This is a genomic window from Indiicoccus explosivorum (assembly GCF_002167005.1).
Taxonomy (GTDB): Bacteria; Bacillota; Bacilli; order Bacillales_A; family Planococcaceae; genus Indiicoccus; species Indiicoccus explosivorum.
On the sequence record NZ_NHTN01000021.1, the window covers coordinates 15,837 to 42,578 of the forward strand.

Annotated in this window: 28 protein-coding genes; 9 read left to right on the plus strand and 19 right to left on the minus strand. The window is 52.8% G+C overall.

From position 1 onward, the window contains the following. Window positions 1–4: 4 nt before the first annotated feature. Window positions 5–265, minus strand: a complete 261-nt coding sequence (locus CCE92_RS07145) for a hypothetical protein (RefSeq protein WP_088006836.1) — start codon at window positions 263–265, stop codon at window positions 5–7. A gap of 363 nt (window positions 266–628) precedes the next feature. On the opposite strand from CCE92_RS07145, the gene CCE92_RS07150 reads away from it, so the two are divergent. The 3 genes from CCE92_RS07150 to CCE92_RS07160 are packed head-to-tail and all read left to right on the plus strand — an operon-like array spanning window position 629 to window position 2,453. Continuing rightward, window positions 629–1,201, plus strand: coding sequence for a DJ-1/PfpI family protein (locus CCE92_RS07150; protein WP_088006837.1), 573 nt, complete (start codon window positions 629–631; stop codon window positions 1,199–1,201). Next, complete coding sequence (locus CCE92_RS07155) at window positions 1,198–1,965, plus strand: class I SAM-dependent methyltransferase (RefSeq protein WP_088006838.1); 768 nt, start codon at window positions 1,198–1,200, stop codon at window positions 1,963–1,965. The genes CCE92_RS07150 and CCE92_RS07155 overlap by 4 nt, the downstream gene beginning before the upstream one ends. 32 nt (window positions 1,966–1,997) lie before the next feature. Continuing rightward, window positions 1,998–2,453: a GNAT family N-acetyltransferase gene (locus tag CCE92_RS07160; RefSeq protein WP_420913228.1), complete on the plus strand. Its 456-nt coding sequence runs from the start codon at window positions 1,998–2,000 to the stop codon at window positions 2,451–2,453. 642 nt (window positions 2,454–3,095) lie between these two features. On the opposite strand, the gene CCE92_RS07165 is transcribed toward CCE92_RS07160, so the two are convergent. Then, the gene (locus tag CCE92_RS07165) at window positions 3,096–4,622 is read right to left on the minus strand and encodes a Na+/H+ antiporter NhaC family protein (RefSeq protein WP_088006840.1); all 1,527 of its coding nucleotides are present in this window, start codon (window positions 4,620–4,622) and stop codon (window positions 3,096–3,098) included. A gap of 383 nt (window positions 4,623–5,005) precedes the next feature. On the opposite strand from CCE92_RS07165, the gene CCE92_RS07170 reads away from it, so the two are divergent. Both CCE92_RS07170 and CCE92_RS07175 read left to right on the plus strand, forming a co-directional pair. Continuing rightward, window positions 5,006–5,449 (plus strand): helix-turn-helix domain-containing protein, encoded by a 444-nt coding sequence (locus CCE92_RS07170; protein ID WP_162287826.1) that lies wholly within the window; start codon window positions 5,006–5,008, stop codon window positions 5,447–5,449. A gap of 5 nt (window positions 5,450–5,454) precedes the next feature. Then, on the plus strand, window positions 5,455–6,024 hold the full coding sequence (locus tag CCE92_RS07175) for a PIN domain-containing protein (protein ID WP_088006842.1): 570 nt from the start codon (window positions 5,455–5,457) through the stop codon (window positions 6,022–6,024). Window positions 6,025–6,254: 230 nt separating this feature from the next. On the opposite strand, the gene CCE92_RS07180 is transcribed toward CCE92_RS07175, so the two are convergent. The 3 genes from CCE92_RS07180 to CCE92_RS07190 all read right to left on the minus strand — a co-directional run bounded on the left by CCE92_RS07180 (window position 6,255) and on the right by CCE92_RS07190 (window position 8,281). Beyond that, window positions 6,255–7,154, minus strand: coding sequence for a glycerophosphodiester phosphodiesterase (locus CCE92_RS07180; RefSeq protein ID WP_088006843.1), 900 nt, complete (start codon window positions 7,152–7,154; stop codon window positions 6,255–6,257). Between the two features lie 252 nt (window positions 7,155–7,406). After that, window positions 7,407–7,703: a hypothetical protein gene (locus CCE92_RS07185; RefSeq protein ID WP_088006844.1), complete on the minus strand. Its 297-nt coding sequence runs from the start codon at window positions 7,701–7,703 to the stop codon at window positions 7,407–7,409. A gap of 278 nt (window positions 7,704–7,981) precedes the next feature. Further along, a complete protein-coding gene (locus CCE92_RS07190) occupies window positions 7,982–8,281 on the minus strand; it encodes a hypothetical protein (protein ID WP_088006845.1) in 300 nt (99 codons plus the stop codon). Between the two features lie 222 nt (window positions 8,282–8,503). Between CCE92_RS07190 and CCE92_RS07195 the strand changes: the two genes are divergently transcribed. Further along, window positions 8,504–9,310: a DUF817 domain-containing protein gene (locus CCE92_RS07195; protein WP_088006846.1), complete on the plus strand. Its 807-nt coding sequence runs from the start codon at window positions 8,504–8,506 to the stop codon at window positions 9,308–9,310. Between the two features lie 132 nt (window positions 9,311–9,442). Here CCE92_RS07195 and CCE92_RS07200 read toward each other — a convergent pair whose 3' ends face one another. The 11 genes from CCE92_RS07200 to CCE92_RS07250 all read right to left on the minus strand — a co-directional run bounded on the left by CCE92_RS07200 (window position 9,443) and on the right by CCE92_RS07250 (window position 20,839). Further along, entirely contained in the window at window positions 9,443–10,135 is a 693-nt protein-coding gene (locus CCE92_RS07200; RefSeq protein WP_088006847.1) for a FadR/GntR family transcriptional regulator, read from the minus strand. A 78-nt stretch (window positions 10,136–10,213) separates the two neighbouring features. Further along, the gene (gene gudD, locus CCE92_RS07205) at window positions 10,214–11,569 is read right to left on the minus strand and encodes a glucarate dehydratase (protein ID WP_088006848.1); all 1,356 of its coding nucleotides are present in this window, start codon (window positions 11,567–11,569) and stop codon (window positions 10,214–10,216) included. 94 nt (window positions 11,570–11,663) lie between these two features. Continuing rightward, window positions 11,664–13,130 carry an alpha-ketoglutaric semialdehyde dehydrogenase GucD gene (gene gucD / locus CCE92_RS07210; RefSeq protein ID WP_088006849.1) on the minus strand — a complete coding sequence of 489 codons (1,467 nt, stop codon included), beginning with the start codon at window positions 13,128–13,130 and terminating at the stop codon, window positions 11,664–11,666. Window positions 13,131–13,216: 86 nt separating this feature from the next. After that, window positions 13,217–14,152, minus strand: coding sequence for a 5-dehydro-4-deoxyglucarate dehydratase (kdgD, locus tag CCE92_RS07215; protein ID WP_088006850.1), 936 nt, complete (start codon window positions 14,150–14,152; stop codon window positions 13,217–13,219). Between the two features lie 102 nt (window positions 14,153–14,254). Then, entirely contained in the window at window positions 14,255–15,760 is a 1,506-nt protein-coding gene (locus tag CCE92_RS07220; protein ID WP_088006851.1) for a tripartite tricarboxylate transporter permease, read from the minus strand. A gap of 15 nt (window positions 15,761–15,775) precedes the next feature. Next, complete coding sequence (locus tag CCE92_RS07225) at window positions 15,776–16,231, minus strand: tripartite tricarboxylate transporter TctB family protein (RefSeq protein WP_162287827.1); 456 nt, start codon at window positions 16,229–16,231, stop codon at window positions 15,776–15,778. 121 nt (window positions 16,232–16,352) lie between these two features. After that, a complete protein-coding gene (locus CCE92_RS07230; RefSeq protein ID WP_088006853.1) occupies window positions 16,353–17,351 on the minus strand; it encodes a tripartite tricarboxylate transporter substrate binding protein in 999 nt (332 codons plus the stop codon). A gap of 56 nt (window positions 17,352–17,407) precedes the next feature. Then, complete coding sequence (locus tag CCE92_RS07235; protein WP_088006854.1) at window positions 17,408–18,421, minus strand: mannonate dehydratase; 1,014 nt, start codon at window positions 18,419–18,421, stop codon at window positions 17,408–17,410. A gap of 182 nt (window positions 18,422–18,603) precedes the next feature. Continuing rightward, window positions 18,604–19,290, minus strand: coding sequence for a FadR/GntR family transcriptional regulator (locus tag CCE92_RS07240; RefSeq protein WP_088006855.1), 687 nt, complete (start codon window positions 19,288–19,290; stop codon window positions 18,604–18,606). 371 nt (window positions 19,291–19,661) lie between these two features. Further along, the gene (locus CCE92_RS07245) at window positions 19,662–20,090 is read right to left on the minus strand and encodes a DUF4181 domain-containing protein (RefSeq protein ID WP_088006856.1); all 429 of its coding nucleotides are present in this window, start codon (window positions 20,088–20,090) and stop codon (window positions 19,662–19,664) included. A 71-nt stretch (window positions 20,091–20,161) separates the two neighbouring features. Next, the gene (locus tag CCE92_RS07250; RefSeq protein WP_088006857.1) at window positions 20,162–20,839 is read right to left on the minus strand and encodes a hypothetical protein; all 678 of its coding nucleotides are present in this window, start codon (window positions 20,837–20,839) and stop codon (window positions 20,162–20,164) included. Between the two features lie 256 nt (window positions 20,840–21,095). On the opposite strand from CCE92_RS07250, the gene CCE92_RS07255 reads away from it, so the two are divergent. Together CCE92_RS07255 and CCE92_RS07260 are read left to right on the plus strand one after the other, a co-directional pair. Then, window positions 21,096–21,665 (plus strand): TetR/AcrR family transcriptional regulator, encoded by a 570-nt coding sequence (locus CCE92_RS07255; RefSeq protein WP_088006858.1) that lies wholly within the window; start codon window positions 21,096–21,098, stop codon window positions 21,663–21,665. Between the two features lie 442 nt (window positions 21,666–22,107). Continuing rightward, window positions 22,108–23,493, plus strand: a complete 1,386-nt coding sequence (locus CCE92_RS07260) for an MATE family efflux transporter (protein WP_088006859.1) — start codon at window positions 22,108–22,110, stop codon at window positions 23,491–23,493. Window positions 23,494–23,536: 43 nt separating this feature from the next. On the opposite strand, the gene CCE92_RS07265 is transcribed toward CCE92_RS07260, so the two are convergent. From CCE92_RS07265 to CCE92_RS07275, 3 genes are all read right to left on the minus strand, one after another. Next, on the minus strand, window positions 23,537–23,818 hold the full coding sequence (locus CCE92_RS07265) for a DUF5316 family protein (RefSeq protein WP_088006860.1): 282 nt from the start codon (window positions 23,816–23,818) through the stop codon (window positions 23,537–23,539). 89 nt (window positions 23,819–23,907) lie between these two features. Continuing rightward, a complete protein-coding gene (locus CCE92_RS07270) occupies window positions 23,908–24,888 on the minus strand; it encodes an alpha/beta hydrolase (protein ID WP_088006861.1) in 981 nt (326 codons plus the stop codon). A 214-nt stretch (window positions 24,889–25,102) separates the two neighbouring features. Continuing rightward, on the minus strand, window positions 25,103–25,594 hold the full coding sequence (locus CCE92_RS07275) for a pyridoxamine 5'-phosphate oxidase family protein (protein WP_088006862.1): 492 nt from the start codon (window positions 25,592–25,594) through the stop codon (window positions 25,103–25,105). 174 nt (window positions 25,595–25,768) lie between these two features. Here CCE92_RS07275 and CCE92_RS07280 point away from each other — a divergent pair, with 174 nt between their 5' ends. Beyond that, window positions 25,769–26,518 (plus strand): SDR family NAD(P)-dependent oxidoreductase, encoded by a 750-nt coding sequence (locus tag CCE92_RS07280; RefSeq protein ID WP_088006863.1) that lies wholly within the window; start codon window positions 25,769–25,771, stop codon window positions 26,516–26,518. Window positions 26,519–26,742 lie beyond the last annotated feature (224 nt).

A 26,742-nucleotide genomic window follows, 5' to 3' on the forward strand; every position in this document is an offset into this window, starting at 1 on the left:
ATTGTTACCATTCACCTTGTCGAATTCTCTCATCATTTAAAAGTGCGAATAAGTAAGATGGTGCAAATAAATTCTGAATTGGAACTGTATTTTCTAGGGGAACAAATTGAAAAGCCTTCTCTAAAGTCCTTCTTGAGATCGCATGATTGGTTGTGCTTAACACAAGAGAATTTCCAGCTACTTTATAGGTGAATTTCTGGCCACGAATTTGAGTGAATTCTTGGCCATCATATTTGATTATTCTATTCCATACCTCATCAATCATTTTCATGCCCCCTAATTTTTTTAATAAGTTATTTCGTTGACCAGAAAAACATCAAAAATGCCCTTAGCGTTTACATAATTTTACCACAGGAGTTAATTAACACACTAGAGCGTATTAAATGTTTGTTTAATTTGTCTGATAAATTTGATTTTTATTCACCAATTTTAGTTAACGGTTGATGCAAGCCCCCTGAAATTTTTTTATCTCTTATCTTCATCTTATGATGTAGCAAGGAACTTCCCATTTCCTATTACGTTTTCTTTATTGCATCTCGTATTCTGACTCCCATTTTTCTGTTCTGTTTAATTCCCAACGGGTATGCTACGCTAATTCAGTTAACTCCATAAGAAAGAAGGAAGCCTCTTGAAACACGTCTTATTCCTCGCTTACCCGCATTACGCAGATTTTGAAATCGGCCATGCCCTGTTCCTGCTCCGTAAGACTGCGAAAGCGAAGGTTATCACCGCGACGGTGGACGGAGAGCCGGTGGAAAGTCTCGGCGGACTCCAGACAGTTGCTAATGGACTGCTGAGTGATTTCGATATCCAGCGATTCGACCTGATCCTCATTTCAGGCGGTGACGGAGTCGATACCATCCTTAACGATGAATCTGTACGGACCGCCCTGCAGGATGCCGTTTCGTTCGGGGTGCCAATCGCATCGATCTGCGCGTCCGCTCTGCTGCTTGGTAAAGCAGGTATTCTGGACGGCCGGGATTTCACCTGCCTGCCCCATACATACGAGAACCACCAGGAACTGTTTTCGAAAGCACGCTACACGGGCAACGCCATCGAAACTAGCGAGAACATCATCACGGCAAAAGGCACGGCATTCGCGGAGTTTGCCGTGGCAGCATGCCAGCTGGTCGGCGCACTCCAAGAGCCGGAGCGTGCTGACGCGATGCTGAAGTTTTGTAAGGGAGGCGCTGCTGAATGAGCAATAGTTATCGGGATGACTTGTTTGACTCGTATTTAAAAGATGCAGACGAGCCGTTTGCCGGCTGGGATTTTTCGTTTATTTCAGATACCGGGAGACTCCAGAACGGGGCGCTGCCGTGGTCGTATGCAAGCATCGTGCTGCCGTATTTCTGGAAGTCGGTTTCCGTGCTCGATATGGGGACGGGCGGCGGCGAGTTCCTCGCGAAGCTGCAGCCGTTCCCCGCGAATTTGTGCGCGACGGAAGGCTACGCGCCGAATGTGCCGGTGGCGAAGCGGAAGCTGGAGCCCCTCGGTGTCCGGGTCGAGCAGGAATTCGATCAGGAAGACCAGCCGTTTCCAGACAGCGCGTTCGATTTGATCCTGAACCGGCACAAGAACTTCTCGGCGAAGGAAGTCCGGCGCATGCTGAAGGATGGCGGCACGTTCATCACCCAGCAGGTCGGCGGCCGCGACTGCCGGGAAATCAACGAAGCGCTCGGCGAGCCGTCGAACCCGCGGACGGCGCATTCCGAACTGGAACCGATGTGTGAAGCACTCGAACAAGAAGGATTCACAGTCACACTCAAGCGGGAAGCGTTCCCTGTCCAGCGGTTTTACGATATCGGCGCGCTCGTGTATTATTTGAAAGCGATTCCGTGGCAAGTGCCGGGGTTCACGGTGGAGAAGTATCGGGATGAGCTGTTTGCCATCCACGAGCGGATATTGCAGGAGGGCTTTTTCGAAGTGACGCAGCAGCGGTATTTATTAGTGGCGGTGATTTAAGCAAGCAGGAATTCACGAACGGAGGGATGAAGTTGACGATCCGATTTACGGTGTACGACGGAATACCTGGTGAAGACGTGCTGGCCGGATTGGTCCGATTCCATGAGCGCATTTTCGGCAGCTCAGATGACTTGGCAGGCAGAATGCGCGAAAAGCCGAAGCTGCACATCGTTACCGCATCCGATGAGCAAACGATTGTCGGTTATAAGATCGGCTACGCGCTGAACCGCGAGCAGTTCTACAGCTGGCTCGGCGGCGTGGATCCTGAGTACCGGAGCCGGGGCATCGCTTCCGAACTGATGGACCGGCAGCACCAGCATGCAAAGGCGAGCGGATACCGCTCTATTCAGACACAGACGAAGAATAAATGGCGGGACATGCTCATCCTGAACCTCAAGCACGGGTTCGATGTCATTGGAACGTATACGGATTCCGAGGGCGAACCTAAAATCATACTCGAGAAAAACTTCGCCGATTCCAATCGCTAAAATTGCTTTATAGCCGGGAGCGCATATCGTACATATAAGACGCTAGCTGCCCGTTCGGAGACGGTGCGTCATCCCTTTCATGAGGCGTATTCGCCAAAGGAAAGGCGGCGCATTCTGTGAGATTCAGCATGCAGCAGCGGTATTTTTTGTTGGCGAAGCGGGATTAGCGCTTTGCAGCACGGTTGGTTTTAAGTCGATCGGGGTATATATTACAAGTGAAATATAAAAATACCGCCGGTGCTGGTACACCGACGGCAAGCAACGAACAGGTCCCTTCAAGGGGGCGGCTGCATCATCAGAAATAACCCGCCGAGCGCTCAACTCAAGGACGGGTTATTTTTTTTGGTTTGATGAAGCTACGGCCAGCAGCAGGACGGCAAAAGCTATCGCAAACAGCAATGCCTCGTACACTGTCATCTCTACCACCCCCTTCCGTTCGGGGATAGCCGCCCGCCCTGAAAGATGTCCCTGTGTCAGAAATGATTCTGTCAATTTACATCATTGAATTTTATTGCAGCTCACGTCCAGTACAACCAATAACTGATTTCATTCTATGCAATTGTAGTGAATAAACTGAATCGTTTTCAGCACAGGGACAAAATAAAACCCGCCTTCCAGTTCAGAACCGGAAGACGGGTTTTATTATTTTACGGCATATGGCACCACGGCGCGGCCGCGGCCTTTTCTGGATAGGACAAAGAGCGACAGGAACAGCAGGAAGACTGTCAGCAGCAAGGTGTAGACGCTGCCTGTCAGGCCGGCGATCACATAGCCGACGAGCGCGACAGATGCGTTCAATAGCGCATACGGCAGCTGGGTTTTGACGTGGTCGATGTGGTCCGCCCCCGCACCCGTCGACGACAGGATCGTCGTATCGGAAATCGGCGAGCAGTGGTCCCCGAAGATCCCGCCGGACAGCACGGCACCTATGCATACGAGAAGTGGTGCATCCAGCCCGATGGCCATCGGAATGGCGATCGGCAGCATGATGGCGAATGTTCCCCACGAAGTGCCGGACGCAATCGCCATAACCGCCCCGATGATGAACAGCAGGGCCGGAATGATGAACGGCGGTACGTTTTCCCGCATCGCTTCGACGATATAGGCGGCCGTCCCCATCTCGCCGATCACTTTGCCTAACGACCAGGCGAGCACAAGGGTCGCCGCGACATACACCATCTTCTGCATGCCGCCTGTGTAAATCTCGAAGATCTGTTCAAACGTTTTCACTTTATAGATCAGCATGAGTCCCATCAGCACGGCCGCTGCAAACAAGTATGCGGTCGTCAGGGCGATGCGGAAATCCCCGCCGGCAACCGGCGTAACCGGAAACCCTTTTGAGACGAGCAGTCCGAACAGCGTGACGAAGAGCACAAGCAGCGGCAGCCAGATGAGGATGGCATGGCTGCCTTTCCCGAGTTCTTCCGTCTCTCCTGCCCGTCTGAGCGGCTTTGCTTCCGGCCAGTACAGCTGGCCGGTCTGCTGCATCCGCTGTTCAGCTTTCGCCATCGGTCCGAAGTCGAATTTCGAAAAAGCGATCACCGGGACGAGGATGACAGTAAGAATGGCGTAGAACTGGAACGGAATCACCTGGACGAATGTCGTAAATTCAGAAGCCGCTATGCCCGCGCGATCGAACTCTTCCTTGAGGATCCCCATGATATACACGCCCCAGCCGATGAACGGGATCAGCACCGCTACCGGCGAAGCCGTTGAATCGATGATCCAGGCGAGTTTTTCGCGCGAAATCTTCAGTTTATCGAAGATTTTCTCGAACACAGGTCCGACAATGAGCGGAGTGCCGAGATCCGAGAAGAAAATGACGATCCCCCCTGCCCATGCTGAAACTTGGGCCTTGCCCCGGGAAGTGATGCGTTTCACGGTTTTCTCTGCCAGCGCCGCGCCTCCCCCGGATTTTTCCACAAGCGCCACAAAGCCGCCGATGAAAAACAGCAGGACGAGAATGGCGGCGTTATAGCTGTCCGTCAGCTGCAGGAATAAATATTCACCGATCGTGCCTGTCGTTGCTTGCAGCGGATTGCCGCCACTTAAAATCAGCACCCCTGAGAACACACCGAAAAACAGCGAAATCAGCACGTTCTTCGTCACGACCGCCAATATCACGGCCACGATCGGCGCAATCAATGATAAAAAGCCCATATGTTCCATCCATTAACCCTTCTTCCTTTATGTATATTTATTATTAATTAATCATAATAATTCAAAAGGGAAACCGCAAGCTTTTCTGAAAACTTTTTTCAGCATTTTTGTCCTCCGTCTGCAGGGAATCAAACAAGACCCGTACACAACCAAATTTGACCGCTTTTGATGATGACTAGCACAGCAGCTGCAAACCGAGCACCACCACTAACTGATTTCATTCTATGCAATTGTAGTGAATAAACTGAATCGTTATCAGCACAGGGACACAACTACAGGGACACAACCAATAGGTCTTGGCCGATAAAGGGATGACAGGTTTCAAAAGTTTCGTTATTTTCTTTTCTTTCGTCTTAGAGCCAAATATAATAGAGAAAAACGAGGTGATTGACATGCTCGAATTGCTTAATTCAGTGAAATCACTGCCTTCTGATGAACGGATCAAAAGTAAGCGTGCGCGGGAATACGTAAAGCTGATGCGGCTGTATGAAGAGCTGGAACGGGAAAAAACGAGGCTTGACCGCGAACTGCAAGAAGACGAAAAACAAGAGGCGTTTGAAGCGCTTAGCAGAGAATTCAATATTCCACCTTACGTGACGGTGAGAGATGCCGCAGAAATCATGGGGATCAGTCCTCAAATGATTCGGCGCTATTGCGCTGAAGGAAAGCTTTCCGCTCAGCAGACGCTCGAAGGCAGTGGAAAGTGGCGCATCGCAACAGCTCAACTGATGGAGCAGCCCAATTGGGAACGATTCATCGACAAAAGGGCCAAACTCAAGAAGCAATCAGCAGCACTTGCCGATGAAGTGCTGACTCAGTTGGATTCCGGAGTTTAAGCACCATGGTGGATGATTTCAAACAGTACACGGTTGATACGAACGTTATAAGATACCATGCCAACAAAACAGGCGAACCTGATTTACGGCTTGCTGCTAAAATTTTCTGGAGAAAAATAAAGAGTGAGGTTGCTGAAGGATCCGCAATCATACTTGTTCCTGCGGAAGTTAAAAGAGAGCTGGAGATCCAATCCTATACACTTAGTGGGAACGAGAACATGCGCGTGCGAAAACTATTAGATGTGTGTCAGGAGACTTCTCCTCCTGTGTCTGATGAGTTGGAGCATTCCATCCGTAAAATGACCGCTTATTTACGGGCTAACTTCAAAGATACTCTTACTGCCGGGAAAATGGCGTATGGCGGTGTTTCCGACTCACGGATTCTTTATAGCGCATATGCTGCTGATAGTGTCTTAGTTACTGCTAATGTGAAAGATTTTCTGCTGTATCCATTGCTGTTCCCACACAAAGAACGACTGTTATATAATTTGATGATCAATGATTTCATTCAATTTCCTGAGGAAACACATAGAGCTGTCTGGTCAGACGCGAATTTCAAAGCGCTGTTCCAGTAGCAGAGCAAGATGCGGAGTTTGCCGATGAGTAGAATCTGTGGCGGATAAAATTCATGATTCGCCTGATGGTGTGACATGCTACTATGCCGTGAACAGCCTGCAAAAGCCCCTGCAGGAGACAATGATCCAGCACTTTTTCTTCCTCTTTTATTCCGATTTGAACAGGCCGAAAAAACGCCGCCTCCACTGTTGGAGCGCGGCGTTTCTGTATAGTCCTGCGTTATTCGTCTTCAGCTTGCCTCTTCGTATTCCTTCAGCACATCCCGCAGGAGATCCGGGAAGTTCGTGAACATGCCGGTCACGCCCCAGTCGATCACTTTCCGCATGTCGTCTTTCGTGTTCACGGTGTACGGGTGCATCATGAGGCCGGCGTCCACGACTTGGCGGACGTATTTCTCATCGATGCCGTTATGGTTCGCGCCGATTCCGACGGCGTAGTCATCGATTTCGTCCAGCTCTTTATCCGTGATCGTGCCGATCCCAAAATATGTGAACAGCCGCACGAGCGGGACGATGGAATTCAAGTCGTGCAGCTTTTGAAGGCTTTCCGGACTGAATGATTGGATAAGGACGTGGCTTTCCTTCGGATCCTTGCCGATCAGTTTGTACTTCTCGAGGACCCGGATCAGCTCTTCTTCCATGCCTGGGTAAATGCCCGGCTCTTTCGTCTCGATGTAGTACCGTTCGTCCGTCCCGAATTCCTGAATGATTTCCTCCAGAGTCGGAACGGTAAGGCCGACATAGTGCGGCTGCGCTTTATGCGGGTACATGTCGTTGAACCAGGAGCCCGCGTCGAGTTTCTTCAGTTCTTCGAGCGTGAAATCCTTCACGAGCCCGGTGCCGTTCGTCGTCCGGTCGACACGCTCGTCATGCATCGCGACGAGCACGCCGTCTTTCGTCATCTGCAGGTCCACTTCGATGAAATCCCCGAGCATCGTGCCGCCCATCCGGTAGCCTTCGATCGTGTGCTCCGGCGCATGGCCCGAAGCGCCGCGGTGCGCCACGTTCCAGATCGGGACCGGTTCTGTCGGGATCACTTTTTCATCTTCGTGGAGCGCCTTCTGCTTCGCCCTCGATTCTTCATCGATCATGACGGCGACCAGTGTGCCTTCCGAATCTTTTTTCTGCATGCTGAATCTCTCCCTTTCCGCTGTCTGTCCGATGCCGGTCGGCGGATGCTTCCGTGTACCGGCATTCTCAGCCTTCCGGCGGTTCGCAAAAATCCCATATTTCTATTTTCCCGTAACCACCCCGACGAAACTAAAAACTGCCCTGCCGAAGCACTGATTTTATTGGAATAAAAGAAGGGAATTCTTGGTACACGACGTCCTGCCCGGAGATCGGGCGCCTTCCGGCATCCGCCCTCTCCTGGCAGCCTTCCGCTAGTGCACGATAACTTCCTCCGCGATGAGCTGCCCTTCACTCAGGAGCTCGTCATTGGCCTCCGGCAAGACAGTCACACGGGATTCCTCTTCCAGCTCCTCGAACGAGTCGACGGATCCGCTGAATACCGTGCTGTCTGTAATCGTCACTTCGTACGCCGGAGACTCCGCCTCCGGATCATCGACCGGAATCCCGAGAATGAAGCTGTCCGCAAACTTCTCCATGACGACGCCTTCGTAGTCACTGCTGCATCCGCTTAAGAGGAGCAATAAAATCAATAGAATCATCCGCATCATTTTCTGTCGTCTCCCTTCACTGAAACCAAGCTGCAGCCATTCATCGGTTATCATGGGGCTCAACGCTGGCTGTCCATTCGAGCATGACTCGTTTAGGAAATAGTCGGTTCCAAATCCCGGAAAGTTTCAGGCAGTCTGTGGGTGCGGAGCCATTCTTTCAGATCGTCCTACTGTCAGCAGCTTTGTTGAGGGTTTTCTCGAAAACTAAAAGCTTGGACAAGTTCCTGTCCAAGCTCTTTTTCTCAATTCTTCCTTATGACAAAAGGGCAACCCCGAAGTCATTCCTCCCGGTGGATCACTTGCAAGCCGCCGTTCTCCATGATCCGGACCGGCTGATAGCTATCCAGGAATTCTTTTCCTACATAGCCGGTGGAATTCAACTCTTCCGCACCTCTTATATAAGCTTCTTTATCCGTAATCAGCCGGTAAAAAAAGCACCGGCTTCCCGCTTCGTCTGTCGCCTCTTCGAAGACGAATCGCTCGCCGAACCGCTCTTCAAAGAACGTCCGCGCTTCTTCATGGCTTTTGAACCGCGGCAGTCCGGCTTCTTCGCGCCTGCCGATTCCGTTTGTATCCACGATTTCATCCCTCCTAACTGTCCCATTCATCCAATCATCTTGTGTTGGAATAAAAGATGATCCTTCATTCACAGTTTATCGCAATTTCTGGTTTGCTTCCTTTTCAGTGCACCGCTCGAAAATTTTATCGAAATTCAATAAAAAAAGAACGAAAAACAGAAACTTACCGCGAACCCGCTTCGTCTTGTTCTAGTACAAAGACTAAAAAAGGAGCGAGTTTTCGTGCGGGATTTTATTCGATTCGGTTATTTGCAGGCGCTGTGCTGCATTTTCCCGGTCATCATTTTCGCGGCGCTTGCGGTCTCGAAGGTTGTGGAGGTACCGGGATTGCCCCGCTATGACCTGATTCTGCTCATCTGCCTGGCCGGCCAGGTGTTCATGGTGGCATCGCGCCTTGAATCACGGGATGAACTGAAAGTGATCTGCGTGTTCCATGCGATCGGACTTGCGCTGGAACTGTACAAAGTGCACATGGGGTCGTGGGCGTATCCGGAAGACGCGTACACGAAGTTTTTCGGGGTGCCGCTGTACAGCGGATTTATGTATGCGAGTGTCGCGAGCTATTTGTGCCAATCCTGGCGGCGCATGGAACTGAAAATGTACAGCTGGCCGCATCCGGCGCTGACCGTGCTCATTTCGGCACTCATTTACTTTAATTTCTTCACGCATCACTTCACGTATGATTTCCGCTGGGTGCTGAAAGGGATGCTCGTCTTTATTTTTTTCAAGACGATGGTGACGTTCCGGGTGAACGGCCACCTCTATAAAATGCCGCTGCTCCTGTCGTTCGTGCTCATCGGGTTTTTCATCTGGATCGCGGAGAACATTTCGACGTTCCTCGGCGCGTGGCAGTATCCCGGCCAGGCAGCGAGCTGGTCGGTCGTGCATATCGGCAAGATCAGTTCGTGGTCGCTGCTCGTCATCATCTCCGTGATCATCGTCGCACAGCTGAAGCGGGTGAAGAGCGGGGAGGATTTGCCGGAATTTGCGGGGGAACGCCGGACGGCCAGGAAAGCGGGCGGCGGCTGAACGCGCTGAGTTGCAGGAGTGCCTGGCACCGGTGGGGCGGCAGGATGCATCGAAAATGGATGAAGGGTTTACCGACAGTATTTCACGGCATGAGAAAAAGCTATAAACTGAGCCGTTTATAGCCTTCTCTGCTTACCTCTCTTCATCTATGTTTTTCAGGATCTTGCCTCGGACGAAACTCAAATGCCTGTACATCGCGCTGAAAGCTTCATGCGGATCGCGTTTCTTTAGCGCATCATAAATGGCCTGGTGATGTTCCACCGTCGTTTCCGGCTCGCGGTACTGGATCAGGCTGTCTGTCTTTTGATGGGTGATGAGCAAGGATGTAATCATACCTTCAACAACCGGATTGTTGGCACTCAATGCAATGATCTTATGAAATTCTTTATCGTATTCCCCGTAGTTCATATGGGCATTTTTTTCGATGTTCCGGATGGTGGCTTCCAGCTGCTCCAGCTGGTCTTCCGTGATTTTCTCGGCGGCAATGGTCACGAGGCCCAATTCAAGTGCCATCCGTGCCTCGATTACAGCCGGCAAATTGTTGATCGACAGAGCGAGCATCGCGGTGAATGGGTCACTGCCGACTTTTTCATTGACGACGGTTCCGCCCCGCGGCTTGCGTTTGATGATTTCGAGTGTTTCGAGCGAACTCAGCGCTTCACGCAGAACCGTCCGGCTAACACCGAGCTGCTCCATCAATTCCATCTCAGGCGGCAATTTATCACCGGGTTTTAATTCCCCGTTGATTAGCAGAAAAACGATTTTTTCCAGCACTTGCTGCGAAAGAGTGCTTTTGCGGATTGAATTCACGATCGGATCTGCCATAACTATCACCGCCTTTCCCGGACAGATGTCTTTTACTTCTATTCCTAGTTTACCTTATTTTCTCCAGAACTTCTTCCTTTAATCCCGGACAAGAGCGGGTCTCTTGTTGTCGAATTCCCAGCCTGGGATCAAGTATTGCATCCCGACAGAGTCATCTCGTCCGCCGAGTCCATTATCCACGTAGCATCGGTGTGCTTCCTCGATCCGGTCCATATCGAGTTCGATTCCCAAGCCCGGCGCATCCGGCACTTCAATTTTCCCATCGACGATCCGGAAAGGGTTCGCCGTGAGGAATTGCCCGTCCTGCCAAATCCAGTGGGTATCGATAGCAGTGATCTTCCCGGGTGCAGCTGCCGCGACATGAGTGAACATCGCAAGGGAGATATCGAAGTGGTTATTCGAATGGGACCCCCACGTCAGCCCCCATTCATTGCACATCTGAGCAACTCTGACAGAGCCTTGCATCGTCCAAAAATGCGGATCGGCGAGCGGGATATCGACAGACTTCAACTGGATGGCATGCCCCATTTCCCGCCAGTCCGTAGCGACCATGTTGGTCGCAGTCGGCAGTCCGGTCGCTGTCCGGAACTCGGCCATCACTTCCCGGGATGAAAATCCGTTTTCTGCACCGCACGGATCTTCCGCGTAGGCGAGAATGTGCTGTTTGCCTTTGCAGAGGCGGACCGCTTCTTCGAGCGACCAGGCCCCGTTCGGGTCGAGTGTGATGCGCGCATCGGGGAAACGTTCTGCGAGGGCCGTCACCGCTTTCATTTCTTCATCCCCTTTCAAGACCCCGCCTTTCAGCTTGAAATCCTGAAAGCCGTAACGCTTCTGGGCAGCTTCCGCCAAGGCGACGACCGCTTCCGGTGTCAGCGCTTCCTCGTGACGGAGGCGCAGCCAGTCATCGGAATTATGGGGATCACTCAAATACGGCAGATCCGTCTTATTGCGGTCGCCGATATAAAATAGATAGCCGAGCATTTCGACGTGTGTCCGCTGCTGGCCTTCACCTAGGAGTTCCGCCACCGGAACCCCGAGGAATTTGCCGAGCAGGTCGAGGAGCGCGGCTTCCAGGGCAGTCACCGCATGGATCGTCACCCGGAGATCGAATGTCTGAGCGCCTCTTCCGGCCTCATCTTTGAAAGCGAATCGTTTCCGGACATTATTCAGAATACGGTTATACGCACCGATCGGTTCCCCGACGACGTAGTTCTGTGACTCCTCAAGCGTTTGCCGGATCGCTTCGCCGCCCGGCACCTCCCCGGCTCCCACATTGCCGTGGTCATCCTCCAGCATCACAATATTCCGAGTGAAATACGGACTATGGGCGCCGCTGAGATTCAGCAGCATACTGTCGTGCCCGGCGACGGGGATGACACGCATTTTAGTTACTTTGGGAGTGGTGTTCTTCAGTTTACTGTTGTTGGTCACCATATAAACGCTCCTTAACTATGTAGTCTCGCCATGAAGGATTTTTTCGATTAAAAAATGGGGAGTTAAGCTTTTGCCGCATAACTCCCCACGATCGTTATTTTTTCACGAAAACAGTTTTGATCGAGGTGAAGAATTCAATCGCTGCACGGCCCTGTTCACGGGAGTGGGAGCTTGACTGCTTCATGCCTCCGAATGGGGCCTGAAGTTCAACACCGGCGCTCTCTGCATTGACGCGGACGAGTCCGGCTTCCATATCATCGATGAATCCGAGCATGTTGCCGATGTTCGTTGTGAAAATCGAAGCGCTCAATCCGTATTCGGAATCATTCGCAAGTTCCAGCGCTTCTTCAATGGTATCCACTTTCATCAGCGCGAGGACCGGTCCGAAGATTTCCTCCCGCGCAATCCGCATGTCCGGTGTAACATCCTCAAAGACTGTCGGCTCGACGAAATAGCCATTCTTCGTCTCTTCTTCCGATACCCGGTTTCCGCCATAAAGTAATTTCGCGCCTTCTTCTTTTCCGATCTTCACGTAAGAAAGGACGTTATCCAGCTGATTCTCACTTGCTACAGGACCCATCCAGCTGCTGTTTTCCATGCCGTTACCGACAGTGATTTCCGCCACTTTTTCCAAAAGCCGCTCTTTGAATTTATCGTAGATCCCTTTCTGCACGATGACCCGGCTGGTGGCCGTACATTTCTGACCGGTCGATTTCAGCCCGCCGCTGATGGTCGCATTCACTGCCAGATCAAGTTCTGCGTCATCTGCGACGATGACCGGGTTTTTGCCTCCCATTTCAAGCTGATACTTGATGCCGCGATCGAGTGCAGCGCGGCCGATCTGCTTGCCGACTGTGTTGGATCCGGTGAACGTGATACCATTCACTCCAGGATGTTCCGCCAAGCCCTGACCGATGACCGAGCCGGAGCCGGTGACCATGTTCAGTACACCTTCCGGGAGTCCCGCTTCCGCAAAACATTCCACGACCCGTGCCGCTGTGACCGCAGTATCGCTTGCCGGCTTGAGCACGACCGCATTGCCGTAAATGAGCGCAGGTGCCATTTTCCAGATCGGGATTGCGACCGGGAAGTTCCATGGCGTAATGACTCCGACAACGCCGAGCGGGGTTCTTGTCGTGAACATGAGGGCTTCGCTGTCTGTCGATGGGATGACATCCCCGACCGGCCGCATGCCTTCTCCCGCATAATAGCGGAGGATCGCTACACCGCGTGCCGTTTCACCTTTCGCTTCTGCAAATGTTTTCCCCATCTCTTTCGTCATCGCTTCTGCAACGTACTCTGTTTTCGACTCCAGCACATCGGCGACTTTGAATAAAAAATCGCCTCTTTCTTTTCCGGACAGTTTCCGCCATTTTTTCTGGGCTGCGGAGGCTGCAGAAACGGCTTCATCCAAATCATTGGCTGAAGACATTTGGAACTTGCCGAGCACTTCCTCGCTGTTGGAAGGATTCAGGCTTTCGGATGTCTTGCCTGTATCGGAAGCTTTCCATTCTCCATTGATATAGTTCAAATAGGTTTGTACTTCTGTATTAGTCGTCATAAGCTCCTCCTATATGTGTGTTGAATGATTGACTCCTCACATCTGATCCGGCCTTCTGCTGCAGCTGTCGCACTTTGTTCCGCTATTCAGCTTGTTTTTATTTTTGTTTTCGCCGGGTATTTTTCCAGCGCCCTTTCTATGACGTCCTTCAGCTGTTCATAGTGATCCTGCTCGACCGGTGCGATCGGCGCCCTCACATTCGTGGTGACCGGAAGTCCGACAATTTTCATCCCTGCCTTGATTAGTGAGACAGCATATCCTTTTTTCTGCTTCCTGATTTTATGGATCGGCAGAATGACGCTGTCATAGATTTCACGGACCGTTTCTTTATCCCCGTTCTGAAGCGCTTCAAAGTATAGCGCTGAAATGTGGGGAATGTAATTGGAAATAGCGGACGAGTATGTCTTAAAACCTAAATTCAAGTAAGCGCCCATCGTAACTTCCGCCAGCGGCATTCCATTGATCCATTCGAGGCGGTCGCCGAATTTATGGGTGAATTCCGCCACCGTCTCCATGTTGCCGATGCCGTCCTTGTAACCGACGAGCTGCGGGAGCTCACAAAGTTTTTCAAGCGTTTCGGCGGTCAGTACACAATTATCCCGGTTGTAGACGATCGCATTCAATTCCGTACTGGTGATGATTTCACTCAAGTAGTTGTAAATACCGTCTTGTGACGGATCGATCAGGTAGGGAGGCAGAATCAAGTAACCGTCCGCGCCCAGCTCTTCTGATATCTTCGCCTGCTCGAGGGCATGGACAATATTTCCTCCGACACCTGTGTATAATGGCACCTTGCCCCCTGTTCTGCTTTTTGCAACTTCCACCATTTCCCGGTATTCTTCCGTGCTGATCGCGTGGAGTTCACCGGCTCCGCATGCTACGAAAATCGAAGTCAACCCGGAATCGAGCAGGAAATCAATGTTCGCTTCCAGCCCTTTCACATCCAGTTTTCCAGATTCATCAAAAGGGGCAACAGGAAAGCCGAGGATCCCTTCAGGGGCTTGTCGGTTATTTTTTGACATGGGTCATCCACCTTTGTTGGTTTATTTTGTAATACTGTATGACAATTAAAAAGTTCTGTCAATTTCCTGCTGTCTCAGACACCGGCAGGAGTTTTCGACTCATCAAGCTTCTGAATCGGCGAGATTATCTTTTTTATTCTTAAATCCTGCATAGATGCTGAGGGATAATGCAATAACTGACATTGCCATGAGTGTTCCGGCGAGCGGACGGGTGAAAATCGGCAGGAAACTTCCCTTGTAAATCGCTAACGTCTGCAGCAGCGCTTCTTCCATCATGACTCCGAGGATGAATGTCAGTGCAATCGGTGCGACCGGGATATCCGCCTTTTTGAACAAGTATCCGACCAATCCGAAGAACAATAAGCCTCCAACATCCCAAAGGCTGTTGCTGATGGAGTACGTCCCGACGATCGATACCGCGATGATGATCGGGAATAAAAGCTTGAAGGGGACACTCGCGATTTTCGCCCACATGCCGGCCATCGGCAAGTTCATGAAAAGCAGCATCGCATTCCCGATAAACATGCTGGCCAGGACCGCCCAGACAAAATCGGAATGCTGGATGAAAAGAGTCGGTCCCGGCTGAAGTCCATGGAGGATGAAAGCACCCATCAGGACAGCCATCGTCGCGGAGCTCGGGATGCCAAGGAGGAACAGCGGAATCAGCGCGCCTCCTGTGAATGAGTTGTTAGCCGTCTCCGGGCCCGCCACCCCTTCGATTGCGCCTTTTCCGAAACGTGAAGGATCTTTTGCCAGCCGCTTTTCCATCGAATAGGACATCAGGGCCGGTACGACTGAACTTGTGCCTGGAATGAGCCCCATGAAAAATCCGAGGACGGTTCCGCGGCCGATCGACGCAGCGGAAGGCTTCCATTCTTTGCGTGATGGAAACATCCCTTTGACAGCTGGCGGTTTGATCGGATTTTTGAGCTGCTGCTCCATACCGATCAGGATTTCCGAAAGACCGAAAAGCCCCATCGCAATCGTTACGAAATTAAAGCCGTCAATGAGATGGGTGATCCCGAACGAATAGCGGACAACCCCTGAACTCGGTGCCATTCCATACATGGCGAGAAGGAGTCCGATCAGGACGGCGATCATGCCGCGGATAACTGATTTTCCGGCGAGGCCGACGACCATGGTGAGACCGAAAAGTATCAGGGCGAAAAATTCAGGAGGACCGAAAGAGAGGGCGAACTTCACCATCATCGGCGCTACAAGAACGACACCGATAATCGCGACGACACCGCCGATAAATGAACCAATCGCCGATATGCCGAGCGCGACACCGGCTCTTCCCTGCTGGGCCATCGGATATCCGTCTAAACCGGTGATGACAGAAGCTGCTTCACCGGGAACATTCACTAAAACAGTTGTTATCGTCCCACCGTACATGGAACCATAGAAAATGGCTGCCAGCATGACGATTGCTGACGTCGGATCCATACCGAATGTCAGCGGTATCAATAGAGCGGTACCGGCACTCGGCCCGAGCCCGGGAAGAATCCCGACGAGCATACCGACTGAGACACCGATCAGGGCATAAAGCAAGTTATCCCATGATAAAGCGATTGCGAAACCTTCCATTAATAAACCGAATGTATCCATGCTGCTTCCCTCCCTTTACCAACCAAGTGCATTCGCTGGAAGCGGAATATTAAGAAATGTATCGAACACGAAGAACAGCGCGAGCGAAACACTTACAGCAACCGCGACTGATGTATACCATTTGACGTCCGGGAGCAGCAGCATCAGCATCACCAGCACGCTGGCAATGATATATCCCGTGAACGGAGCGATAAAAATAAAAATGAGGATCGAAGCCACGATGGTAAGGAGCCTTACCAGCACTACCCCTGTCGGGAAAGCTTCAGCAAACGAGATCCGCTTCTCTTTCCTGATCGAATCACCGATATAGAGAAGAGCTACTGCGGCAAGTACGCCGCTGATCCACCTTGGGAAAAAGCCCGGCCCTGGTCCGTACGGTCCATAGTATTGCATCGAGAATGAGCCATAGAACATCATGGCGGCAAACCCGAAGACCAGCAGACCGATCCACATTGCATAATTCTTCAACATCATGGTTCCACCTTTCCTCACAGCGAAAAATATGACTGTTCAAGCTGTATCCTTCCCTGCACGGTCCTTAAAATGCGAATACCCGGATCTGTATGACCCGGGTATTCAATTGCTTTGCTGCTTACCATCCCAGCAATTCTTTCAAGCCTTCCACATCTTCAAGATCCTGTTCCAGAAGCTGTCTGTATTCTTCTGCATCAGCGTACTGCACTTGTGTACCGATTTCTGTCATTTTTGTTTGATGCTCTTCGTTTTGAATCGCGTTTTCCAGTGCTGCCTTCAGCACTTCAAGTTTTTCAGGATCAATTCCGACTGGTGCAACCAATCCTCTTGTGGACTGCTGGATGATCGGATCGAATCCGAGTTCGCCGACTGTCGGAGTATCCGGAAGGAATGGGGAACGCTCTTCCGCTGTGACTGCGACGACATCCAATTGGCCGCCTTCATCCATTGAATAAGCCTCACCGACGCTGGTGACGAGGACATCCACATGGCCGCCCAGGAAAGCCGCGCGGGATTCAGCTGTCCCTTCGAACTGTACAGCTCTGAACTTTGTTCCGAGTCTGTCGTTCAGTTTCAGGGTGACCAGGTGATCGTCGCCAGCCACACCAGTTGCAGTGGTGGTCAATTCGTTCTCTTTAGCGTATTCGACCAGCTCCTCGAAATTCGAGAAACGTTCATCATCTGTACGGATGGCGATGGCACCAGGATCCGCGACGTGATTGGCAAGCGTTTCAAAATCACTGAGATCCACTTCACGTTCCAAAGTCGGGTTGACAAGCCCGCTTGCCACGTTCGGCGAGTTCAGGTAACCGATGGTCTGACCATCCGGCTCTGCATTGGCGATATTCGTCCAGCCTACCCAGCCGCTTCCGCCAGGCTGGTTGACGACGTTCACCGGAACACCGAGCTCTTCTTCCAGGAACGGCTGCAGCGTTCTTGCAGTCGTATCCGTTCCGCCTCCTGCATCATATGCGACGATTACATTAATCGGCTCTTCCGGGAACGCCGCCGTTTCTTCTTCCGCTTCCGCCTCTGCCGGCGCTGCTTCTTCTGCACATGCGGCGAGCAGACCAACGATAAACATTAACAGCAGTCCCATGATCCATCGTTTATTCATGTTTGTATCCCCCTTAAGGTATGTTTGGTTGTCCGGTTTTCCTGCGACGGTTTGCTTTATCCTTCAAATTCCACCAGTGCAGCAAGCATGGCTTTTATATAACCGATCGAATAGGCGAATCCGATGCTTGAATAATTCCAGCCGATATTGGAATGTGCCCATTTCTTGTCGGTGTCCGGGTTGTCCCCTTCCATCAAGGGCACATGGTCCGGATTCAGGCAGCCGTCAAAGCCGACTTTCCTCAATTCCAGCATGATCTTGAACATATTCATGTCCCCGTCATCCAGCAGGGCTTCTTCAAATGCGCCCGCTGTCGGGAGGCTTCCCCGTACGTTCCGGAAATGTACGAGGAAGATTCTTTCTTTCCGGCCGTAATTGTTGATTTCATCGAGAACGAGTGAACTGCCGCCTTCTTCTGCTCTTGTTCCGACGCAGTAGATATAGCCGACGTTCTTGTTCGGAAACTCATCAATGATCCGGTGATAGCCCAGTCCGCCGAACGGCGTATCCCAGTTCGGTGTGTCCGACGGGTGCATCCCGACTTTCACGCCATAATCTTCCGCTGCCGGTACGATTTGGCGGTATACTTCCTTGTATCGTTCACGCCAGAATTTCGCTTCTTCCAGAGTCGGCGTTTCAGCCCGTTCGCGTGTGTAGCCGAGACTTTCTCCCCTGGAAATCATCCCCCCTCTCTGAATCGCTTCATAGCCCGTTGTCAGACCGTGGAATACATCTCCGGCAAACCGCTGTCTGACAATTTTTATTCCAGCTTCTCCGAACACTTTCACTGCATTGACAGCGTTTTCAATTTCCTCAGCGCCATCCGTCTCATTGTTCATGAACGATTCAGTGATATTCGGCAGGGTCACTCGGTTAATATCCATGCCCCACGAGCGGATTCTCCGTTTTTCCTTCAGAAGGGCATCAAGATCAGGATAGCCCTGCTCTTTTACTCCCGGGAAGGAAGAGCCGTTTCCAAAATCGATGCAGTCGACTCCCAGTTGGCTCATCTGCTTTAAATCGCCATCCGGCAAGTGAAAATTGTTTATGGTCACTGAAACTTTCATCATATTTGGACACCCGACTTTCTTATTTGCAGCTGTTTTTCAAGAACCATAGCAAGTAAAGCAAAGAATGACACCTCACTATGGTCCCGCCCTTTTAAAGGAATGTTCAGCTGCTTCGCACCGCTTGCACTCCTTCGCGTCATTCCGCTCTCCCATTTCTCCATCCCCCTTTTTGATTCCTTCGCCTACTGCCGTTCTTTCAGGCCGCGGAGCGCTTTATCCCTGACATAGCTCAAGTGCGTATACATCGCCTGATAAGCTTTTACCGGATTCTTCTCTTTCAGAGCTTCGTAAATCGCCTCGTGATGACCAATCGTGATCTCCGGATTTTTTTGATTCGTCGAGATCTGTTCGAGCGTTTTGTCATAGAGGTTCAGGACCGGCCCGATCATCGCCTCCAAAAGCGGATTGCTGGCACTGTGAGCGATAATTTCATGGAATTCCTTATCCGTGGCGGTATAATCGCCATCCGCTTCCTTCATCGCTTCCACTGTCGCGTTGAGCCGTTCCAAATCTTCATCCGTGATTTTTTCCGCCGCCAATGTAACAAAGCCCAACTCCAGCGATATTCTTGTTTCAAGAATAGACTTCAAATTGCCGGAAGAAAGCGCTAACATTATCGAGAATGGCTCACTTCCGATCCGGTCAGAAAAGAATGTCCCTTTCCGGGTTTTGCGGTTTACGATTCCCATCGCTTCCAGTGACGATAAAGCTTCCCGCATAACCGACCTGCTCACATTGCACATTGTCATCAGTTCCATCTCTGTCGGCAGGCGGTCCCCAGGTTTCAGCTGCCCACTCTGGAGGAGTCCGATAATCTCATCGATCACCTGCTTCGATAAGTTCTTCTTATCAACCGTCTGAAACTCCATGTTTTCTCCTCAGTTCCTGAATCGGTTCACCCCGATTCTTTTGTCTTTTTGTTATTTTGTAATTTTGTATGACAATTAAATTAAGATTGAACCCATTGTAATAGGACAACAATTCAGAAGTCAATAAAAAATTGAAAATATTTTAAAAACAATTTTTCGATGGTGCTTGGATCAGTCTTCCCTAATCATTTATGTTTCTTTCATGACTTCATTGGATGATGGCAAGTCTTGGTATATACACGCCGCCATTGGATATGGAAGCATTTAAAAACCGCAGCTTCCTTCGAAGGAAGACCGCGGCTGCGTCTGGATTCTATTCAATTTATCGGATTACAGGAGTGCCTGGCACCGGTGGGGCGGTCCGGCCGCCTTCACCAATATCGGATCTCCGGAAACAGCAGCCATGCGAGTGCCAAGAGGACACCCAGCGTGACACCGAACTCGGCGGCTTCATAAATGGCCTGAGTCCGACCCTCGCCGTGCTTCCATTCCAAGTATGCCTGCAAAACCGTTTGCATGGCGTAAAGCGGAATCAGCCCTAAAACGAACCACGGTATATACAGCCGAAGTGCCAAGGTGACGAGCAAGACGAGCAAAAACAGGCCCAGGTAGCCCATTCTCAGCCGGAAATCCCATTTCCGATGCGTTTCATTCACATAGTGCATTTTGAAAACCCTCATTTTCCTGATGCCCAGCCATTTCCGCATGACGGCATTGAACAGCCAGATCAGCAGGAAACTGCCGGCAACGAACAGAAACAAGTCGAGCCAGATCTGTTCCGGCAGTGAATAATACGGCATGCCCTCTCCTCCTTCCGCCCAAATGACATTTTGTCAGCCAATATTTTTCAAGCCGCACACCGCGCCAGCTTTCAATAAGCCGAATTGATCGTCTCCACAAGCCCGCCTGGGTCCGTGTATTGAAAGCGCCCGATCTTCCCCTCTTCCGTCATGATGGCCTTTCCTTTCAACTGATGGGTTGTAGAGTTGCCTTCTCCATCCGTAAAAACCACTTCGAATGAGAAGGAGTAATTGTTCGGCGCGTTCTCGTTCCCGCTCCGTTCGATCACAATGTTCTGCACAGTTGTCTGATGAGAAGACTCCGCACGCTGAAGCACGCTCATCATGCTCGCCGTCCTGATGAAATCGTCCATTTCGTCTTCAGTGAAGTAGGCGGCGAACGCGTCCTCATAGTACTCCATATACGCCTGATAAACATCCGACGCCAAGAACGCCTGGTACTCCTCCTCGGTCATGTCGGGAAATTGCGCGTCGTACACCGCTTCTTCAAGCCGGATGAATTCGTCGCGCGGCGAAGTGAAATCCGTCTCGATGACAGCGGAAATCGCTTCCTGCGCAGTCGCCTCCGACACCACGACCGGTCCCGTCGCCTCGGAATCGGCGCCGGCCTCTCCGCTCTCCGTTCCCGTTTCCCCTTGTTCAGCCCCCACGTTGACAGTGGCCGGTTCCCCTGGCGCTGATCCGCTGCAGCCGCTCGCCATCCCGGCAAGCAGCAAAAGCCCTGCGATTGACAAAAATTGAGTCCTCATATTCAGCCTCCTTTATTTATTCCAATAAAACCGGTCCCTCTCTTTCTCGCCGGTTTTTACCTAAACTCCCGCCAGCTTATCCTGTTATTTCCATTCACTCGTATAGTAGTTATACGCTTCATTGCCGGATGGGTTTCATTTTTCGTGTTTTATTGGGCATTCACAAAAAATAAAACCAGTTGGAACCCGGTTGTTGCTACCGCCTGTGAAACCTGCTACAATTCCTTACGAACGGTCGTCAGGCAAAGGAGGCACTATGACTACGCAATCAATCAAAGACGCGGCGCTGATTTTATTTGCCGAACATGGCTACAATGGCACTTCGCTGTCGCACATCGCGGCGGAGACGGGCTTGAAAAAGCAGTCGCTCTACTCGCATTTCGCCAGCAAGGATGATCTGTTCCTGCAGGTGCTGGAGGAAACGTTCGCAGCCGAGCTGCGCGACCGAGAGCAATACGTGAATGACCGGTTCAGCGAGCCGCTTGACGAGTTCCTGCTCGGCGCACTGCGCGGGATGACCGGCCGGTTCGGGCATGACGCACGCATGAAGTTCTGGCTGCGGGTGTCGTTTTTCCCGCCCGCCCATTTGTACGACCAAGTGATGGAGTATGTATACCGGTACATCGATGGAGTGGACGCGCTGTACTTAAAGCGCTTCGAACAGGCGGCGGCGCTCGGGGAAGTCACGCGCCAGAATCCGGAGACCGCGACACTGGCGTTCTCCGCTCTGATCGATTCCATTTGTGTGGAGCTGGTGTATGGCGGTGAAGAGCGGACCGAGCGGAAGCTGCAAGCGGCTTGGGCGGTGTTCTGGGCCGGTTTGTAAGGGGGTTTGCCCGGGGTTAGCGGCGCTTATCTGGGTCTCGATGGCGTTTATCTGGGTCTTGCCACCGCTTATCTGGGTCTCGACACCCCTTATCCCGGGCTCGACACCCCTTATCTCGGGCTCGACACCGCTTATCCCGGTCTCGGCACCCTCTATCTCGGTCTCGGCACCGCTTATCCCGGTCTCGACGCCCCTTATCCCGGTGTCGATACCGCTTATCTCGGGCTCACCACCGCTTATCTCGGGCTCACCACCCCTTATCTCGGGCTCAACACCGCTTATCTGGGTCTCGATGGCGTTTATCCCGGTCTCGACGACCCTTATCCCGGTCTCGACACCGCTTATTCCGTTGTCGACACTTCACCTCGTCCCCGCCCCCCCAACTCCCCGCTCCGTCGCCCTGACAACAAACGAAACACTGCAGCAACCTGGAGGGAAATAAATGCATCACGCAGATACGAAAAAAGAAAAAATCAACTTGTTTCTCTCTGTCCTCTGGCCGATCATGGTGACGCAGCTCAGCCTGTACGCGATGAACCTGATCGATACGATGATGTCAGGACGGGTCGGCACGGAAGACCTGGCCGGTGTCGCCATCGGCTCGAGCCTCTGGATGCCGGTCTTCACCGGCGTCAACGGCGTGCTGCTCGCGGTGACGGCGATCGTCGCCCAGCTGTCGGGCAGCGATCAGAAAAGCAGGATTGCCGCTTTCGTCACACAGTCGCTGTATTTGGCGGTCATTCTCGCGCTGCTCGTCATTGCGGCGGGCAGCTTCCTGCTCGAGCCCATTCTGACGTTCATGGATCTGGAGCCGGAAGTGCAGTACATTTCCTTTCATTACTTGATCGGGCTGTCGATCGGCATCGTCCCGCTGTTTCTTGCGAACGTGCTCCGGAACTTTTTCGACGGACAGGGTTACACGACGATCACGATGTACATCACGGTGCTTGCGGTGCCGTTCAATGCCCTCCTGAACTACGGGTTGATTTTCGGCAACTTCGGGCTGCCGGCACTCGGCGGCATCGGCGCGGGCTATGCGACCGCCTTCACATATTGGATCATGCTCGCCTTCAGCATCTGGATGACGTTCCGCTTGCCGAAAGTGCGGAATTACCGGCTGTTCCGCATGTGGCCGGCCCCTTCCCTCAAGGCGTGGAAAGAAGAGCTCGTCATCGGCATTCCGATCGGGCTGTCCATCTTTTTCGAATCGAGCATCTTCTCGGTCGTGACGCTGCTCGTCGGCATCCTGTTCTCGACGGTCACTATCGCCGCAAACCAGATCGCCCTCAGCTTCACATCGCTCATCTTCATGATCCCGCTCAGCATTTCGATGGCGCTGACGATCGTCGTCGGCTATTCCGTCGGGGGCGGCCGGCTGCAGAACGCCAAAGAATACGGCAAGATGGGCGTCCTCGGCGGCATCGGCTTTCTGGCAATCAATGCGGTCTTCCTGATCTTCTTCCGGGAATCGATCGCGCAGTTCTACACTGAAGATCCGCTCGTCATCGAACTGGCGGGCCAGTTCTTCATCATCGCGATCCTGTATCAGCTGTCGGATGCGGCGCAGGCCGGGCTCCAAGGCGTGCTGCGCGGCTATAAGGACGTGCAGATCCCGTTTGTGATCGCCCTCGTGTCGTACTGGGTCATCGGCATCCCGTCCGGCTACACGCTGGCGGCGTATACGGACCTCGGCCCGTTCGGCCTCTGGATCGGCATCTCGCTCGGACTGACGGCGGCCGCCGTCGGGTTCTTCACCCGGCTCCGCATCGTCCAGCGGCGGCTGGACCGGTCGCCGGATATGCAGGCGGCACTTTCCGAACCGCAATAAAAAAAGCGTCCCGGTCGGGGCGCTTTTTCCGTTTTGTCCGATTTTATTCCAGCAAAAGCAGCGCGATGAGCGCCACGATGAAATGCGGGACGGCGAACAGGAGCGCGTTTCTCATTTTCGTCAGCTGTTCCCGCTGCTCCCGCCTTTTCTCGGAGCTCGTGGTTTTCGCCGAGCTGTCCCTTCTGCCCATGACCACCGCTTCCCGCAGCACGGCCAGGATGGCGATGGCGCCGGCGATCATCCACGCGAGGCTCCAGTTGTCCGCAAGATAAGCGATGAGCAGGACCGCGAGTGCCGTCGCTGAACCGATCAGAAAAGATTTCATGCTTGTTCCTCCATCTTGTGAAATTCATCACGTCCATGATACTGCACTTGCCGCGTGTTGGGAAGCGGACCGCCAGCGGTTCTCCTGTTTTATTGCATCGCGGAAACGATCTGTCCGAGCGCCCGGTGGCCTTCGGGGATCGGATAGAGCGGAAAGCAGTGCGTCATTTTCGGATACTCGTGGTACCCGACCTCCGCGCCGTGCGCTTCCAGTTTCCTTTTGAGTTTCCGGGCATCCGGGAACAGGATGTCGTGCGTGCCGGCGAACAGCGTCACCGGCGCGAGCCCTTCCAGATCGCCGTTGATCGGGCTGACCGGCGGCTTTCCAGGGTCGCCGGAACCCGCCCACAATTTCCCGAGCTCCTTCATCCCGTGCCGGGAAAGGAGCGGGTCGCGGTCCTCATAGTCGGCGATCGCCGGGTTGTCCATCGTCGCGTCCGTCCACGGCGAGATGAGGATGAGCCGGCCCGGCTGCGGCAGCCCTTCTTTTTTGAGCAATTGGGCCAACGCCAGTGCGAATCCGCCACCGGATGATTCGCCCAATAGCACAATGTCTTCCGGCGCCGTCTCGGCCAGCAGCTCCTTGTAGACAGCCAGGACTTTCGGAAACGCCTCCTCATAGGAATGTTGCGGCGTTTTCGGATAGATCGGCATGATGACGTCCCGCCCGCTCCGCTTTGCGAGCCGGTCGAGGAACTGCCAGTGCCGCTTGTGCGGCTGCAGGATATACCCGCCGCCGTGCAGGTGGAAAATCCGTTTCCCGCCGGATTCCCGTCCTTCCGGGGACAGCCGGTACACCGCCATTCCTTCTTTCTCCGTCCGGTCGACCGTATGGCGGATCTTCGCGGATTTCGGGATGCTGTACGGCTTCTCCCCTTCTTTTTTCTTTACTTCAATAAATTCATCGAACTTCGCCGGGTCGGACAGCACCATCTTCACACCGGTCAGCCGCATGACGAGTTTCACCAGCTTCGCCGCCGCGCTCTCATCACCGGTCTGCCTCCGGTACGCAAAATAGCCGCCGGCCGCCGCGAGGGACCCCGCCAGCGCTGCGCCCGTCCGTCTGTTCATCAGCTGTTGAATGATAGTGACCCCTCCAGTCAGTTATAATTTTGTTCAATAAAACCGGCTATGCCGGTCATCCCTGTTTCCTCCCCTTTTCCCGGGCGGAACGGGTTGTAAGCATACAAAACAAGCGCCGCCCGAAAATGCACCGGCCGTCCCAAAAAGAACCGGGACGGCCGGTGCATGCTGAAACGGGCGGATACTTCTCCAGATGCCCAGCTCACTTATTGAAATCGACCGTCTCGTTCATATCCGAATCATCGCCCATCCGCTCATCGCTCGTCAGCTTCTTGGCGAAATTCTTCACGGCCTTCAGCTTATTGCCGGACTCCCAGTACTCGGCAGTCTCCGCCGTCACCTTGATCAGCACCACATTCGGGTCATCATACGACGTCTCGAGCAGCTTATCGAACACCGGATTCCAATACTCCTTCTTCCGCTCCAAGTCCTCGACGAACTCCGCCGTCCCGCTGATGGACACATACGACTTCCCGACATACGCCACATTCACATTCGGATTCTTTTGGATCTCATCGTACTTGACCGTATCCTTCAGCGTCAAAAACCACAGCGTCCCGTCGAACTCCTTCTCCTGCGTCTGCAGCGGGCGCGAGACGAGCTTGCCTTCCGACACCGTCGTCAGCATCGCCACATCCACATCCTTGATCAGCTCATATACCGTCCTCACAGCCTCTTCATGCGCATTTGCCATAACCTTCGTCCTCCTTATCATTTCCTTGCGGTGCCAGGCACCGAGATTTTTGCCCCGGCGGGACATTTTCTGCCCGCCGCAGCATGTTTTCCATCGTCCGTTTCCGGGCATACATTAACTAATATACCCGCGAGTCAGTTTCGGAAACTCGCGGAAGAAAGGCAGGTCAAAAATATGAGTAAAGTTGCAGTCATCACAGGCGCCGGGAGCGGCCTCGGGCAGTCGACCGCCCTCCGCCTCGCGCAGGAAGGTGTCCGGATCGCAGTCGTCGATGTGAATGAAAAAGGCGGCAATGAAACGGTGGAAAAAGTGAAGGAAATCGGACCGGACGCACTGTTCATCCAGGCGGATGTATCGAAGGCGGAAGAGGTGAAGAAGTACGTCGATCAGACGGTGGAGCATTTCGGCACCATCGACTATTTCTTCAACAATGCCGGCATTTCCGGGAGCGGAAAGTACTTCCTGGAAACTGAAATCGACGAAATCGATAAAATCGTCGGCATCAACCTCATGGGCGCGCTGTACGGCGTGCGCTATGTGGCGGAAGTCATGCTGAAAAATGGCGGCGGCTCGATCGTCAATACGGCTTCGAGCGCGGGTGTCATCGGCCAGGACTCGGTCGTGACGTATTCCGCCACGAAGCACGGGATCGTCGGACTGACAAAAAGCATGGTCGCGGAATATGCGAAAGAAGGACTCCGTGTCAACGCCATCGCCCCGGGACCGACGGAGACGCCGATGGTGAAGGCGTTCTACGAAGCGAACCCGGAAATGAAAGAGAACGCGACGGCCGGCATTCCGCAACGGCGGCTCGGGACGGCGGAGGAAGTCGCGGAACTCGTGACGTTCCTGCTGACGTCGAAAGCCGAGTATATCAACGGTGAAGTGATCCGGATCGACGGCGGGTTCACGAATACGAAATAAGCCAGTTCACTCGAGCAGGAGGGGCGCTTAACCTCCGGCCTCTCCCATGACTGTATGGACCCTTAAGTACATGCCGATTCGATGCAGGCGAGCGCCCCACTGAATCATAACGAAACACAGACTTCGAGCCCCGGAACTCTGCTGAGAGCTTCCGGGGCTCAATGACGTACAGGGGTTTTAAAAAATCCGCAGCAGTCCGTCCGTGAGTTCTCCTCCACAGACCT

Bases quoted from the DNA above. Each gene is read 5' to 3' on its own strand.
- CCE92_RS07145 (WP_088006836.1), bottom strand. From the start codon at position 265: ATGATTGATGAGGTATGGAATAGAATAATCAAATATGATGGCCAAGAA.
- CCE92_RS07155 (WP_088006838.1), top strand. From the start codon at position 1,198: ATGAGCAATAGTTATCGGGATGACTTGTTTGACTCGTATTTAAAAGAT.
- CCE92_RS07165 (WP_088006840.1), bottom strand. From the start codon at position 4,622: ATGGAACATATGGGCTTTTTATCATTGATTGCGCCGATCGTGGCCGTG.
- CCE92_RS07170 (WP_162287826.1), top strand. From the start codon at position 5,006: ATGCTCGAATTGCTTAATTCAGTGAAATCACTGCCTTCTGATGAACGG.
- CCE92_RS07175 (WP_088006842.1), top strand. From the start codon at position 5,455: ATGGTGGATGATTTCAAACAGTACACGGTTGATACGAACGTTATAAGA.
- CCE92_RS07180 (WP_088006843.1), bottom strand. From the start codon at position 7,154: ATGCAGAAAAAAGATTCGGAAGGCACACTGGTCGCCGTCATGATCGAT.
- CCE92_RS07185 (WP_088006844.1), bottom strand. From the start codon at position 7,703: ATGATGCGGATGATTCTATTGATTTTATTGCTCCTCTTAAGCGGATGC.
- CCE92_RS07200 (WP_088006847.1), bottom strand. From the start codon at position 10,135: ATGGCAGATCCGATCGTGAATTCAATCCGCAAAAGCACTCTTTCGCAG.
- gudD (WP_088006848.1), bottom strand. From the start codon at position 11,569: ATGGTGACCAACAACAGTAAACTGAAGAACACCACTCCCAAAGTAACT.
- gucD (WP_088006849.1), bottom strand. From the start codon at position 13,130: ATGACGACTAATACAGAAGTACAAACCTATTTGAACTATATCAATGGA.
- kdgD (WP_088006850.1), bottom strand. From the start codon at position 14,152: ATGTCAAAAAATAACCGACAAGCCCCTGAAGGGATCCTCGGCTTTCCT.
- CCE92_RS07220 (WP_088006851.1), bottom strand. From the start codon at position 15,760: ATGGATACATTCGGTTTATTAATGGAAGGTTTCGCAATCGCTTTATCA.
- CCE92_RS07225 (WP_162287827.1), bottom strand. From the start codon at position 16,231: ATGTTGAAGAATTATGCAATGTGGATCGGTCTGCTGGTCTTCGGGTTT.
- CCE92_RS07230 (WP_088006853.1), bottom strand. From the start codon at position 17,351: ATGAATAAACGATGGATCATGGGACTGCTGTTAATGTTTATCGTTGGT.
- CCE92_RS07235 (WP_088006854.1), bottom strand. From the start codon at position 18,421: ATGATGAAAGTTTCAGTGACCATAAACAATTTTCACTTGCCGGATGGC.
- CCE92_RS07240 (WP_088006855.1), bottom strand. From the start codon at position 19,290: ATGGAGTTTCAGACGGTTGATAAGAAGAACTTATCGAAGCAGGTGATC.
- CCE92_RS07245 (WP_088006856.1), bottom strand. From the start codon at position 20,090: ATGCCGTATTATTCACTGCCGGAACAGATCTGGCTCGACTTGTTTCTG.
- CCE92_RS07250 (WP_088006857.1), bottom strand. From the start codon at position 20,839: ATGAGGACTCAATTTTTGTCAATCGCAGGGCTTTTGCTGCTTGCCGGG.
- CCE92_RS07255 (WP_088006858.1), top strand. From the start codon at position 21,096: ATGACTACGCAATCAATCAAAGACGCGGCGCTGATTTTATTTGCCGAA.
- CCE92_RS07260 (WP_088006859.1), top strand. From the start codon at position 22,108: ATGCATCACGCAGATACGAAAAAAGAAAAAATCAACTTGTTTCTCTCT.
- CCE92_RS07265 (WP_088006860.1), bottom strand. From the start codon at position 23,818: ATGAAATCTTTTCTGATCGGTTCAGCGACGGCACTCGCGGTCCTGCTC.
- CCE92_RS07270 (WP_088006861.1), bottom strand. From the start codon at position 24,888: ATGAACAGACGGACGGGCGCAGCGCTGGCGGGGTCCCTCGCGGCGGCC.
- CCE92_RS07275 (WP_088006862.1), bottom strand. From the start codon at position 25,594: ATGGCAAATGCGCATGAAGAGGCTGTGAGGACGGTATATGAGCTGATC.
- CCE92_RS07280 (WP_088006863.1), top strand. From the start codon at position 25,769: ATGAGTAAAGTTGCAGTCATCACAGGCGCCGGGAGCGGCCTCGGGCAG.